A 12,720-nucleotide genomic window follows, 5' to 3' on the forward strand; every position below is an offset into this window, starting at 1 on the left:
GCGGTTGTCATTTGGGCGGGGTATGCTGACGCGATTTTTCGCGGGAGGGGCTCCATGGCGGTGCGCGTCGGTATAAACGGGATGGGGCGGATCGGTCGCTTGGCCCTGCGCGCGGCATGGGACCGGGACGACATCGAGATCGTGCATCTGAACGAGGTCGCGGCCGACGGGACCGTCACTGGCCACCTGCTGGAGTTCGACTCGGTGCACGGGCGCTGGGGCCGCGAGCCCGAGGCCCAAGCGGACCGGATCCGGATCGACGGGCGCGAGCTGCGCCACACGAGCCTGGCCGAGCCGGCGCAGGTGCCGTGGAGCGAGTCGGACGTGGACATCGTGATTGATGCCACTGGCGCCTTCCGCACCATGGACACGCTGGAGCCGCATTTCACCCGGGGCGCGAAGCGCGTGGTGGTCGCGGCGCCGGTGAAGGACGAGCGCGCGCTGAACGTGGTGATGGGTGTGAACGACGCCGCTTACGATCCCGCGAAGCACCACGTCGTGACGGCTGCCTCTTGCACCACCAACTGCCTGGCGCCGCTGGTCAAGGTGCTGCACCCGGCGCTATCGATCCGCCACGGCACCATCCTGACCGTCCACGACATGACCGCCACCCAGTCGCCGGTGGACCTGCCGCGCGACAACCTGCGCCGGGCCCGCGCCGCCGGGCTGAACCTGATCCCGACCACCACCGGCTCGGCGAAGGCGATTGGCGACATCTTCCCCGAACTGAATGGGCGGCTGAGCGGCCATGCGGTGCGCGTGCCACTGATGAATGCCTCGCTGACGGATTTCACCTTCGAGGCCGCGCGCGAGACGACGGCGGACGAGGTCAACGGCCTGCTGCGCAAGGCGGCGAACGGTGATCTGAACGGCATCCTCGGCTACGAGGAGCGCCCGCTGGTCTCCAGCGATTTCCGCACCGACCCGCGCTCGTCCATCGTGGATGCCCAGTCGACCATGGTGGTCGATGGCACGCAGGTGAAGGTGCTGGCCTGGTACGACAACGAGTGGGGCTACGCGAACCGGCTGGTCGAGCTGGTCGCCCGCGTCGCCAAGCTCGGGGTTTGAGGCCGTTGTGAGCGGCACGGCCGACCAGCCAAACTCCGGCGGGCCGCCTACCCTGGGGCTGGGTGCCTACGCGCGGATCACCGCGAATTACTGGGCGTTCACCGTCACCGACGGCGCGATCCGCATGCTGGTCGTGCTGTTCTTCCACCAGCTGGGCTACAGCCCGCTGGAGATCGCCTTTCTGTTCCTGTTCTACGAGCTGTTCGGGGTCATCACCAACCTGACCGGCGGCTGGCTGGCCGCGCGGCTGGGGGTGAACACGACGATGATCGGCGGGACGCTGCTGCAGGTGGCCGCCCTGCTGATGCTCACGGTGCCCGAGGCCTGGTTGGGCGTGGCCTACGTGATGTTTGCGCAGGCCCTGTCCGGGATCGCCAAGGATCTGAACAAGATGAGCGCGAAGTCCGGCGTGAAGCTGGTCGCCGGCGACGGAGAGGGGCGGCTGTTTCGCTGGGTTGCGGTGCTCACCGGCTCCAAGAATGCGCTGAAGGGGGTCGGCTTCTTCGTCGGCGGGGCGCTGCTCTACAGCGTGGGCTTCCAGATGGCGCTGGTGATCCTGGCTGGGATGCTCGCCGTGGTGATGCTGTTCTCGGTGGTGGGCCTGCCGCGGGGTCTGGGCAAGGTCGGTGGCAAGCCGAAGTTCACCCAGATGTTCTCCAACTCCGCCGCCATCAATGTGCTCTCGGCCGCACGGTTCTTTCTGTTCGGCGCGCGCGATGTCTGGTTCGTGGTCGCGCTGCCGGTATTCCTCAGCGCCACGCTGGACTGGAACCACATGCAGGTGGGTGCGTTCCTCGCGCTGTGGGTGATCGGCTACGGCATCGTGCAGGCCTCCGTGCCCCGCCTCTTGGGTAAGGGCGGGGTGCATCCGACCGGGCTCACCGCGCGGCTGTGGGCGTTCATCCTGATGCTGCTGCCAATCGCCATCGTGATCGGCCTGGAGGTGGGCCTGGACCCGGCCTGGGTGCTGATGGTCGGGCTGGGCGTGTTCGGCGTGGTGTTCGCAATCAACTCCGCCGTCCACTCCTTTCTGATCCTCGACTACGCCGAGGCCGACCGCGTCGCGATGAAGGTCGGCTTCTACTACATGGCCAACGCCGGCGGCCGTCTGGTCGGTACCGTCGCCTCCGGCGCTATCTTCATGGTCTGGGGCCTGGAAGGCGCCCTGATTGCCTCCACCTTGTTCATCTTCGCCACCTGGATGATCTCCTCGCTGCTGCCCCGCGACGCCGCCCGCACCTGATGCCGGAAAGGCTCGGTTGCCGGTGTCCCGAATCGCGCGGTGCTCGTTCTGTCGAGTGCGATGCTCGCAGAGAAAGGGTGTGCAGCGGGGTGGCGACTGGATTGTCCGTCATCATTGGCATAAAGTGCCAATGATGACGGACGGAGGTTAACCATGCCGACGCGAAACATTGTCCTGACGGCGGAGCAAAGCGGTTTTGTGGAGCAACTGGTTCGGTCCGGTCGCTACCAGAATGCCAGCGAGGTTCTGCGTGACGGACTTCGGCTCGTGGAGGTTCGCGAGCGTGAGCAGGAAGCGCGTCTGGAAGCCTTGCGGCGGGCGACTGCGGAAGGTATCGGAGACGTAGAAGCAGGCCGGTATGCCGAATTTGATAGCGAGAGTGCCCTGGAGGCTCATCTGCAGGAACTGACGGAACAGACCATCGCCAAGGAATAACGTATGCCCGATCCCTCCGGACAATGGAATGTCCGTCTTGCGGCGCGGGCCGAGAAGGATCTTCGGGAGATCATTTCCTGGACGGCGGAGCAGTTTGGCGAGAAGCAGGCTCGTGTCTATGCCGGCACGTTGTCCGCGGCGATCGTGGCGCTGAAAGGTGGGCCGGACCTCCTTGCCGTGCGTCGGCGCGGCGAGATTGGCTCGGGGATATGCACCCTCCATGTCGCACGGGGAGGGCGGAAAGGCCGGCACTTGCTTGTTTTCCGGGCCGCGCCTGACAGGGCTCGCACCGTGGATGTGCTCCGCGTTCTCCACGATGCAATGGACTTGCCCAGTAGGCTCACTCCTGAAGATCGGTGAGGTCCGGGATCTCCCGGGCCAGCCCGTTGTGCAATTCCTCGATGACGGCGTCCAGTGTGCGCGAGCGGTAGCGGTCGGCGTGGCGGACCCAGCCGAGGTGGCGGGTTATGGGTGCGGCGGTCCAGTCCAGCACCGTGAGGTCATCCGTAACCATGGTGCGGGGGAGGAAGCCGATGCCGAGGCCGGCCGCGATCATCATGCGGATGACTTCCAGATAGGGGCTTTCCTGGGCGGCCGTGGGGTGCAGGCCCTGTGCGGCCAGGGCCTGGTCGATCTGGCGCCGGGTGGTGGAATCCGCGGGCGGCAGGATGGCCGGCCAGTCGTGCAGGCGCCGCAGGGTATCCAGCGGGGTATCAGCAGCACGGTTGCGGGCGACCATGGGGACGAGGTCGTCGGTCCAGACAGTGTGCGCCTCGGCGCCCTTCGGCAGATCCTCGGGCAGGGTCGCCAGGGCCAGGTCGGCATCGCCGTGCATGACGGCCTCGATGCCGGCCTCGGAATCCATGAATGCCAGTTCCAGTTCCAGTTCCGGGTAGCGCTCGCGCAGGGCCGACAGTGGCGTGGGCAGGCGGTGCAGGGCGATGTGGTGCGAGGTGGCCAGGCGGATGCGGCCGCGCACCACCTGGTCGAGGTCGGCGACCTGCTGCTCGATGGCGCGCAGGCGGGCGAGGATTTCGCGGGCCTCGGGCAGCAGGCGCTCCGCGACCTCCGTCGGCCGAACGCGGCGGCCCTGGCGCTCGAACAGCGGGCGCTCCAGCGTGGCCTCCAGGGACTGGATGCGCTTGCTGATCGCGGGTTGGGTCAGGTGCAGCCGTTCGGCCGCGGCGGAGAAGGCGCCGGTGTCGACGACCGCGACGAAGGCTTGCAGGGATTCGACACTCAGTTGTTCTGGGCGCATCCGTGTCTCTCCAGTCCCTGCGTGAGATAATGGTCCGTTCGATGGTCGGGCTCTGCATGACCCGGCACCTATATAACCGTATGGAATGATACGGATAAGAAATCGGATTTGAAAGAATACCGGGGGTGGGCCCAGACTCTAGATCAACGGGCGTCATGAAACGACGTCATTGCGAGGAGCCGAAGGCGACGCGGCAACCTCCTGAAGCTGGCAGAGCGCCAGTACCGGGATCCGGTGGTTCCGGACGGAGGTTGCCACGGCCCCTGCGGGGCCTCGCAATGACGGTGCCAGTGGCGACGCCGTGCAAGGGCGAGCCTGTATAGCGCCGGCGGATTGCTGGCGGTGGGACGCAAGAACGATAGAACGCGGCACGGCCGCGGGAGTAGGTAATGGCTGGCAAGACCCTGTATGACAAGTTGTGGGAGGCGCATGGGGTGCGCGAGGAGCCGGATGGCTCGACGCTGCTCTACATCGATCGCCACCTGGTGCATGAGGTGACCAGTCCGCAGGCCTTCGAGGGGCTGCGGCTGGCCGGGCGCAAGCCATGGCGCGGCGATTCCGTGCTGGCGGTGCCGGATCACAATGTGCCCACGGAGAACCGCGACCAGGGGATCGCGGATCCGGTCTCGCGCATCCAGGTGGAAACACTGGAGAGCAACGTCACCAGCCTGGGGCTGAAGTTCTTCCCGATGGCGGACGTGCGCCAGGGCATCGTGCACGTGATCGGCCCGGAGCAGGGCGCGACCCTGCCGGGCATGACCGTGGTTTGTGGGGACTCGCATACCTCCACGCATGGCGCGCTGGGCGCGCTGGCCTTCGGCATCGGCACCTCCGAGGTGGAGCATGTGCTGGCCACCCAGTGCCTGTGGCAAAAGAAGACCAAGGCCATGCAGATCCGTGTGGAGGGCGAGCTGCGCCCGGGCGTCACCGCCAAGGACGTGGTGCTGGCCATCATCGGTCGCATCGGCACCGCTGGCGGTACCGGCTACGCGATCGAGTTTGCCGGTTCGGCGATCCGGAGCCTGTCGGTCGAAGGCCGCATGAGCGTCTGCAACATGTCGATCGAGGCCGGGGCCCGTGCGGGCATGGTCGCGGTGGACGAGAAGACCATCGAATACGTGCGCGGCAAGCCGCAGGCGCCGACCGGCGAGATGTTCGATCGGGCGGCCGAGTACTGGCGCACGCTGGTCTCCGACCCGGATGCCGAGTTCGACGCGGTGGTGGAGATGGACGCCGCCGAGATCGCCCCGCAGGTCAGCTGGGGCACCTCGCCGGAGATGGTCGCGCCGATCGACGGGCGGGTGCCGGACCCGGCGGCCGAGTCCGATCCGGTGCGCGCCGAGGGCATGCAGCGGGCGCTGGAGTACATGGACCTGAAGGCGAATACCCCGATGACGGAGATCCGTCCGGACAAGGTGTTCATCGGTTCCTGCACCAACTCGCGGATCGAGGACCTGCGCGCCGCCGCCGAGGTGGTCAAGGGCCGCAAGAAGGCCGACAACATCAAGCTGGCCATGGTGGTGCCGGGCTCCGGGCTGGTGAAGCAGCAGGCGGAGCAGGAGGGGCTGGACCGCATCTTCCTGGATGCCGGCTTCGAGTGGCGCGAGCCGGGCTGCTCGATGTGCCTGGCGATGAACGCCGACCGCCTGGAACCGGGCGAGCGCTGCGCCTCCACCTCGAACCGCAACTTCGAGGGCCGCCAGGGGCAGGGCGGGCGCACCCATCTGGTCAGCCCGTCGCTGGCCGCCGCGGCGGCCGTCGCCGGGCACTTCATTGAACCGTCCGCGTTGAAGGAGGCGTAAGCGATGCAGGCCTTTACTGTACACAAGGGGATCGTCGCGCCGCTGGACCGCTCCAACGTGGATACCGATGCGATCATCCCCAAGCAGTACCTGAAGTCGGTCAAGCGCACGGGCTTCGGCCCCAATGCCTTCGACGACTGGCGCTACCTGGACCCGGGCGAGCCGGGCATGGATGGCTCGAAGCGCCGGCCGAACCCGGACTTTGTGCTCAACCAGGCGCCGTTTGACCAGGCGACCATCCTGCTGGCGCGCAAGAATTTCGGCTGTGGCTCCTCAAGGGAACACGCGGTCTGGGCGCTGACGGACTTCGGATTCCGCGCGGTGATTGCGCCGTCGTTCGCGGACATCTTCTTCTCCAACAGCTGCAAGAATGGCCTGCTGCCGGTGGTGCTGGCCGAGGACGAGGTGCAGAACCTGTTCGAACAGGTGGAGGCGAACCCGGGCGCGCAGGTCGAGGTGAACCTGGAAGAGATGACCGTGACCGCGCCGGACGGTACGGTATTCAGCTTTACGCTGGACGAGGACCGCCGGCACCGGCTGCTGAACGGGCTGGACGATATCGCCCTGACGCTGCAGTTCGCGGACGATATCCGCGCCTTCGAGGACCGCCAGCGCCGCGAGTGGCCGTGGATGGCGGAACAACGGTAGACAGTGCGTCTGGCGCGGCCTGGATCCGGGCACCGTCATTGCGAGGAGCGAAGCGACGAAGCAACCTCCGTCCGGAACCACCGGATCTTCGTACCGGCGCTCTGCCAGCTTTGGGAGGTTACTCGCTGCGCTCGCCCTTCGGGCCGGCCTGCGGCCGTTCAACGCGCTTCGCGCTTTTGTGCCACGGCCCCTTGCGGGGCCTCGCAATGACGGGGGCAGGAAGCACCGTCATGGCGAGGAGCGTAGCGACGTGGCGATCTCCGTGGGTGGCCCGACGCTGGTCCCGGCAAACGTCGGGGGGCGTCCGGGGATTGCCACGGCCCCTGGCGGGGCCTCGCAATGACGGGGGGCAGGAAGCACCGTCATCGCGAGGAGCGCAGCGACGTGGCGATCTCCCAGGGCAGTCCGGCGCTGGCTCGGGTAAACGTCGGGGCGCCCACGGAGGTTGCCACGTCGCCTGCGGATCCTCGCAATGACGTTGCCACTAGGAATGTATAGCTAAAGCATAATAGTTACTTGGGAGAGGTTTGTGAGCCGAATTCTGGTATTGCCCGGGGACGGGATCGGGCCCGAGATCGTGGCCGAGGCGCTGAAGGTGCTGGAGCGCGTGGGCGAGATCGGCGGTCTGGATCTGGAGATCGAGCAGGGCCTGATCGGGGGCGCGGCGCATGACGCGGCCGGGCACCCCTATCCGGAGGCCACCCGCGAGGCGGCGCGTCGTGCAGACGCGATCCTGCTGGGGGCGGTGGGTGGCCCGCAGTACGAGTCGCTGGAGCGCGACCTGCGCCCCGAGCGTGGGCTGCTGGGCATCCGCTCGGATCTCGGCCTGTTCGCGAACCTGCGCCCGGCGATCCTGTACCCGCAGCTGGCCTCGGCCTCCACGCTGAAGCCCGAGGTGGTCAGCGGGCTGGATATCCTGATCGTGCGCGAGCTGACCGGGGGGATCTACTTCGGCCAGCCACGCGGGATCGAGGAACGCAATGGCGAGCGGGTCGGATTCAATACGCTGGTCTATAGCGAATCGGAGATTGAGCGGATCGCCCGGGTCGGCTTCGAGGCGGCGATGAAGCGGGGCAAGCGCCTGTGCTCGGTGGACAAGGCCAACGTGCTGGAGGTCTCCGAGCTGTGGCGCGAGGTGGTCGAGCGTGTCGGGAAGGAATTCCCCGAGGTCGAGCTGTCTCACATGTATGTGGACAACGCCGCGATGCAGCTGGTGCGTGACCCGAAGCAGTTCGACGTGATGGTGACCGGCAACATGTTCGGCGACATCCTGTCCGATGCAGCGGCGATGCTGACCGGCTCCATTGGCATGCTGCCGTCCGCCTCGCTGAACAGCGAGGGCGTGGGCCTGTACGAGCCGATCCACGGTTCGGCACCGGATATTGCGGGGCAGGGCAAGGCCAACCCGATGGCGACGGTGCTGTCGGTCGCAATGCTGCTCCGTCATAGTCTGAACCGCAACGACCTGGCCGAACGCATCGAGGCGGCTGTGGGTCGGGTACTGGATCAGGCCTTGCGTACCCCAGACATCTTCGGTGAAGGCATGAAGCTGGTCGGTACGCAGGGGATGGGGGATGCCCTGGTGGCTGCGTTGGACGATTGAGGCGGCCTCACGAACGGGGCTTGTATCACGCGCAAGTGTAGGATGCGTTGAGCGCAGCGAAACGCATCATTGCCTCCGCTGGGCAAGAGATTGATGCGATTCGCTGCGCTCGTCGCATCCTACGGTTCAATAGAACTATCAATAGCTTGAAGATCAAAATTAAACCGGGAATTAACGATGAGTGACCGCAAGTTTGACGTGGCCGTGGTCGGGGCAACGGGCGCCGTTGGCGAGGCCCTGCTGTCCATCCTGGCCGAGCGCGACCTGCCGATCGGGCGCGTGCATGCCCTGGCCAGCTCGCGGTCGGTGGGCAAGACGGTGGACTACGGCCGGCGCGAGTTGGAGGTCGAGGACCTGGCGACTTTTGATTTTTCCACGGTGCAGATCGGGCTGTTCTCGCCGGGCGCCTCGGTGTCCGCGGAATATGCGCCCAAGGCGGCGGCGGCCGGCTGCGTTGTGATCGACAATACCTCCCAGTTCCGCTACGACCCGGAAATCCCGCTCGTGATTCCGGAGGTGAACCCGGACGCGGTGGGCGATTACACGAAACACGGGATTATCGCGAACCCGAATTGCTCCACCATTCAGATGCTGGTGGCGCTGAAGCCGTTGCACGATGCGGTAGGCATCGAACGGATCAACGTGGCGACCTACCAGGCCGTGTCCGGTACCGGCAAGGAAGCGATCGATGAACTGGCGCACCAGACGGCGGCGTTGCTGAATGGCCGTCCGGTGGAGTGCAACGTGTATCCCAAGCAGATCGCGTTCAATGCCCTGCCGCACATCGACGTCTTCCAGGACAATGGCTACACCAAGGAAGAGATGAAGATGGTCTGGGAGACCCGGAAGATCATGGGCGACGAGTCCATCCTGGTGAACCCGACCGCGGTGCGCATTCCGGTGTTCTACGGGCATTCCGAGGCCCTGCATATCGAGACGCGCGAGAAGATCAGTGCGGAGAAGGCGCGCGAAATCCTCTCCGGCGCACCGGGGATCACGGTGCTGGACAAGCACGAGGACGGGGGCTATCCAACTGCGGTGACCGAGGGTTCCGGCAAGGATGCGGTGTTCGTCGGCCGCATCCGTGAGGACATTTCCCACCCCCGCGGACTGAACCTTTGGGTGGTCTCGGACAACGTGCGCAAGGGGGCTGCGCTGAACACGATTCAGATCGCGGAGGTTTTGATCCGCGATTACCTGTGATTTAATCCGGGAAAACGCCGGGGACACTACCCGGTACATCCGTGGCCAGGGGGTCATCGGCCGTGTCGGCCGAGGCAGTACGGCCAGGTGGCATTTTCAGGGGGAATTCGTGCGCAAGTTTTTGGTTGGGTTTTTGTTCTTGCTGCTGGTGGCCCCGGCGTCCTCGAGTTCCGTGGGCTTCGGCGAAATCAATCTTCAATCCTTCCTGAATCAGCCCTTGCGGGCGGAGATTCCCTTGCGGGGAGCGGCAGCTGCTGGCGATTCCCTGCGAATTCGCCAGGCTTCCGAGGATGCATACCGCCGCGCCGGTCTGAACCGTGGCGGTGTTCCGGGGGACTTGAACATCCAGGTTGAGGGTGACCGCATCATCCTGACCACACGCCGGCCGGTGCGCGAGCCCTATGTGGGCATGCTGCTGGAGGCGCGCTGGGATGGCGGGCGCGCCATGCGCGAGGTCTCGTTGTTGCTGGATCCGCCCGGCACGATGCCTTCCGGAACTTCTGCGCCGGCCGTGAGCAGGGACCCCGGCGCGGCGCCCCGTGCGACCCGCGAAGGCGAAACCATCCGGGTGCGTAGTGGCGACACCCTCTACGCGGTCGTGCGCCGCAGCGGTGTGTCGGGATACAGCGACGAGCAGGCCATGCTCGCGTTCCTCGACGCCAATCCGCAGGCCTTCATGGGTAACAACATCAATTCGTTGCGAGCGGACGCGGAATTGCGTACGCCGTCCCGCGAACAGTTGGACGCGCGTAGTACCGCCGAGGCGCGGGCCGAGGTTGCCGACCAGACGCGCGCCTGGCAGGAATCCACTCGCGTCGCCCGCGAAGAACCGGAGCCGGCTCCGGCCGCGGCTGAGGAGGGTGTCGAGGGCGAGGCGTTGGCCGAGGACGAAGAAGCAGCTGTTACAGAGGACGCTGCCGCGGCGGTTGAGGACGACGAATCCGCGGTGGCCGAATCGGACTCGGCCGTGACCGAGGACGAAACGGCGGTGGGCGACGAGGCCGCGACCGAGGAGGTGGCGGCCGAGGATCGCCTGGAGATCGTCGCCGATCTGCTGCCGGAAGATGCCGAAGCCGGGGCAACCCAGGGCAGTTCCGAAGAGCTGCTGCAGGAAGCCCTGCTGTCCCAGCGTGCCGAAATGGACGGAATGCGCGACGAGCTCTCCGAATTGCGCGAGGAGCTGGGCGAGCGCGGGCGTCTGGCCGAGATCTCCAGCGAGAACATGGCCGGGCTCGAGGAACAGCTGAGCCAGCTGCGCGCCGAGCGCGAACAGCTGCGCACCCGTCTGGATCGTGCGGACGCCGAACGCAATGCCCCGCTGCACGAACGCATCATGAACGATCCGTTGCTGCTGATGATGGCGATTGCGCTGGTCATTCTGCTGCTGCTGGTGTTGCTGGCATTTGCCCGCGGCGGCCGCCGCGAGGTGATGGTCGACGAACACGGTTCCGGCCTGAAGCCGCGGGCCGACAACAGCGGGGTGCAGGCGTCGACCGTGGGTGCCACGGGGTACGAGGCGCGTGAAGTCCAGGGCGGCGAGCGAGGCGCGGGTTCCGGGGTGTCCGGGGCCGCGACCGCGGCTGCGGCCGGAACCATTGTGGGATCGGCCGCTTCGCGCTCCGACGAGTCTGCAGAGACCGCGCAGGAAGAATCCGCGCATCCACCGGCCCAACCCGAAGAAGAGGTAGGCGAAGTGGTGGTCGCCAGCACCAGCGAGGGTGCGGCGGGCGCGGACGACGTGCTGGCCGAGGTGGATGTCTGCCTGGCCTATGGCATGAATGACCAGGCGGTCGAGACGCTGAACGCCGCCCTGAAGGAGAACCCGGACAACAATCAGTACCGGCTCAAGCTGGTCGAGGCCCATGTGGCGCTTGAGGACGAAGCGGGCGCACGCGAGGCGGCGATGGCCCTGCGCGATCGCCTGGGCGCGGACGACGATGCCCTGCGCGATCGCCTCTCGGAGCTGGAGTCGAAGTTGGGCGGTGCCTCCGGGGCGGCCGGCCTGGCCAGCGCCGATTCCCTTGACGAGCCGGCTTCGGTGGACCCCGGGGTCGCGGGGGGCGACGCTGACAGCAACGAGATCGATTTCTCCGATCTGGAGCTGCCGGAATCCGACGATGCGGAGCCGCGTGCCGATGCGCAAGAGCCGGGCACGGCAGAGGATCAGGGGCTTTCGTTTGATATCGACGACAACCTGGAACAGGACCTCGCCAGTGCGGCCGAAGCGACTGCGGAAGAAGGCCAGACAGGCGATGACCTGAACAACCTGTCCTTCGATCTCGAGGAGAACGAGCTTCCGGACCTTGATGCGCCCGCCAGTGGCGGTGACAGTGGTGAAGGCCAGGAGACCGGACTGGAAATGGACGAGGATCTGCCAGCCTCGGGCGAGGCATTCGCCGCGCCGGAATCGGCCGATGCCGGGGAAGGTACGGATGGGGCCGGCGATGACGAGAACGTTACGCGGCTGAGTCTGGCCCAGGCCTACGCGGACATGGGTGATGCGGAGGGTGCCCAGGAGCTCATCGACGAGGTTCTGGCCTCCGGTACCGACGAACAGAAGCGCGAGGCCGAGGCGATCCGGGATCAGATTCAGGGAAGCTGATTGCTGGAGCCGGGTCGTGTCGGGCTGGTGATGCCGGCGCCGTGAACCGATCATGGCTACGATGTGCGGCCCCGCCCGGGGGGGATCTCTCGGGCGGGGCCTTTTGGTTTGGAGGATGGGGATGGGCGCTGAGTGGCGATGAGCGCGGAAGAGCCGATGAGGTCGGCCCCCGCTGAGGGCGATGCCGGAGCCGCGGCAGCGGCGCTGCTGGGTGTGCTGGGTGTTTCTGCGGCGCTAGTGCCGGCCGAGCCGCAGGTGGTGGCCGTCGCGGGTGTAGTGGCCGGAGGGCTGGCCTTGACCGGTCTGGACTGGGGCCGTGCGGGCCGGCTGGTGCTGCGTTTGAAATGGTTTTATCTCTCGCTCGTGGTGTTCTACGGGGTGTGGCCGACCGGGGGCGGAGACTGGGGCACGGGACTGCAGGTGGCCGGATGGCGTATTGCTGCACTGATGCTCGTGGTGGTGCTGGTGGTCTGGATGACCGGACGCTTCCCGCGGCCGGCCCTGGTGCGTGCCCTTGGGGGCATTCTGGGCGGCCCACGCCAGGTGCTGGGGGGCTGGGGCGAGCGCTTCGCGCGACGTCTGTTTCTGGCACTGGCCATGTTCGAGGGTGAACGGGTGGCACTGGAGCAACGCCGGGCGGGCCTGCGTGGAGTGCGCCGAGCGCGCTTGGCACAGGTCCGGGAATGGCTTGTCCTGCGCCTGGATCAGGCCCTCGCAGGGGGTGGCGCTGTCACGGCAGAGCTCCCGGCGGAATCCGCGATGATCTCGGGCTGGCGAATCCCCAAGGCTGCGCTGGCCTGGCTGTGGGCGGGCGTGGCGGCGGTCTGGTGGATGGTGCTGGGGGCAGGGTTTTGAATA

Annotated in this window: 11 protein-coding genes; 10 read left to right on the forward strand and 1 reads right to left on the reverse strand. The window is 66.6% G+C overall.

Annotated features, from left to right (window positions below):
- Nucleotides 1-54 precede the first annotated feature (54 nt).
- The 4 genes from TVD_RS05450 to TVD_RS05465 all read left to right on the forward strand — a co-directional run bounded on the left by TVD_RS05450 (nt 55) and on the right by TVD_RS05465 (nt 3,106).
- Nucleotides 55-1,068, forward strand: a complete 1,014-nt coding sequence (locus TVD_RS05450) for an ArsJ-associated glyceraldehyde-3-phosphate dehydrogenase (protein WP_047251014.1) — start codon at nt 55-57, stop codon at nt 1,066-1,068.
- A 7-nt stretch (nt 1,069-1,075) separates the two neighbouring features.
- Nucleotides 1,076-2,311 carry an organoarsenical effux MFS transporter ArsJ gene (gene arsJ, locus TVD_RS05455; RefSeq protein WP_047251015.1) on the forward strand — a complete coding sequence of 412 codons (1,236 nt, stop codon included), beginning with the start codon at nt 1,076-1,078 and terminating at the stop codon, nt 2,309-2,311.
- A 153-nt stretch (nt 2,312-2,464) separates the two neighbouring features.
- A complete protein-coding gene (locus tag TVD_RS05460) occupies nt 2,465-2,746 on the forward strand; it encodes a type II toxin-antitoxin system ParD family antitoxin (RefSeq protein WP_047251016.1) in 282 nt (93 codons plus the stop codon).
- Nucleotides 2,747-2,749: 3 nt separating this feature from the next.
- Entirely contained in the window at nt 2,750-3,106 is a 357-nt protein-coding gene (locus tag TVD_RS05465; RefSeq protein WP_047251017.1) for a type II toxin-antitoxin system RelE/ParE family toxin, read from the forward strand.
- Here TVD_RS05465 and TVD_RS05470 read toward each other — a convergent pair.
- Nucleotides 3,087-4,004 carry a LysR family transcriptional regulator gene (locus tag TVD_RS05470; RefSeq protein ID WP_047251018.1) on the reverse strand — a complete coding sequence of 306 codons (918 nt, stop codon included), beginning with the start codon at nt 4,002-4,004 and terminating at the stop codon, nt 3,087-3,089. The genes TVD_RS05465 and TVD_RS05470 overlap by 20 nt on opposite strands.
- A gap of 389 nt (nt 4,005-4,393) precedes the next feature.
- Here TVD_RS05470 and leuC point away from each other — a divergent pair, with 389 nt between their 5' ends.
- The 6 genes from leuC (at nt 4,394) to TVD_RS05500 (ending at nt 12,717) form a co-directional block, all read left to right on the forward strand.
- A complete protein-coding gene (gene leuC / locus TVD_RS05475) occupies nt 4,394-5,806 on the forward strand; it encodes a 3-isopropylmalate dehydratase large subunit (protein ID WP_047251019.1) in 1,413 nt (470 codons plus the stop codon).
- Nucleotides 5,807-5,809: 3 nt separating this feature from the next.
- Complete coding sequence (gene leuD, locus TVD_RS05480) at nt 5,810-6,454, forward strand: 3-isopropylmalate dehydratase small subunit (protein WP_047251020.1); 645 nt, start codon at nt 5,810-5,812, stop codon at nt 6,452-6,454.
- A gap of 529 nt (nt 6,455-6,983) precedes the next feature.
- Complete coding sequence (gene leuB / locus TVD_RS05485) at nt 6,984-8,057, forward strand: 3-isopropylmalate dehydrogenase (RefSeq protein WP_018937754.1); 1,074 nt, start codon at nt 6,984-6,986, stop codon at nt 8,055-8,057.
- Between the two features lie 177 nt (nt 8,058-8,234).
- A complete protein-coding gene (locus TVD_RS05490; protein WP_047251021.1) occupies nt 8,235-9,260 on the forward strand; it encodes an aspartate-semialdehyde dehydrogenase in 1,026 nt (341 codons plus the stop codon).
- 109 nt (nt 9,261-9,369) lie between these two features.
- Nucleotides 9,370-11,862 carry a FimV/HubP family polar landmark protein gene (locus tag TVD_RS05495; protein WP_047251022.1) on the forward strand — a complete coding sequence of 831 codons (2,493 nt, stop codon included), beginning with the start codon at nt 9,370-9,372 and terminating at the stop codon, nt 11,860-11,862.
- A gap of 138 nt (nt 11,863-12,000) precedes the next feature.
- Nucleotides 12,001-12,717 carry a hypothetical protein gene (locus tag TVD_RS05500; protein WP_082119088.1) on the forward strand — a complete coding sequence of 239 codons (717 nt, stop codon included), beginning with the start codon at nt 12,001-12,003 and terminating at the stop codon, nt 12,715-12,717.
- Nucleotides 12,718-12,720 lie beyond the last annotated feature (3 nt).

Source organism: Thioalkalivibrio versutus (assembly GCF_001020955.1).
Classification (GTDB): Bacteria; Pseudomonadota; Gammaproteobacteria; order Ectothiorhodospirales; family Ectothiorhodospiraceae; genus Thioalkalivibrio; species Thioalkalivibrio versutus.

Excerpts from the sequence above, each read along its gene's own strand:
- TVD_RS05500 (WP_082119088.1), top strand. The coding sequence starts at position 12,001 with ATGAGCGCGGAAGAGCCGATGAGGTCGGCCCCCGCTGAGGGCGATGCC.
- TVD_RS05450 (WP_047251014.1), top strand. The coding sequence starts at position 55 with ATGGCGGTGCGCGTCGGTATAAACGGGATGGGGCGGATCGGTCGCTTG.
- TVD_RS05460 (WP_047251016.1), top strand. The coding sequence starts at position 2,465 with ATGCCGACGCGAAACATTGTCCTGACGGCGGAGCAAAGCGGTTTTGTG.
- TVD_RS05470 (WP_047251018.1), bottom strand. The coding sequence starts at position 4,004 with ATGCGCCCAGAACAACTGAGTGTCGAATCCCTGCAAGCCTTCGTCGCG.
- TVD_RS05490 (WP_047251021.1), top strand. The coding sequence starts at position 8,235 with ATGAGTGACCGCAAGTTTGACGTGGCCGTGGTCGGGGCAACGGGCGCC.
- TVD_RS05465 (WP_047251017.1), top strand. The coding sequence starts at position 2,750 with ATGCCCGATCCCTCCGGACAATGGAATGTCCGTCTTGCGGCGCGGGCC.
- leuC (WP_047251019.1), top strand. The coding sequence starts at position 4,394 with ATGGCTGGCAAGACCCTGTATGACAAGTTGTGGGAGGCGCATGGGGTG.
- leuD (WP_047251020.1), top strand. The coding sequence starts at position 5,810 with ATGCAGGCCTTTACTGTACACAAGGGGATCGTCGCGCCGCTGGACCGC.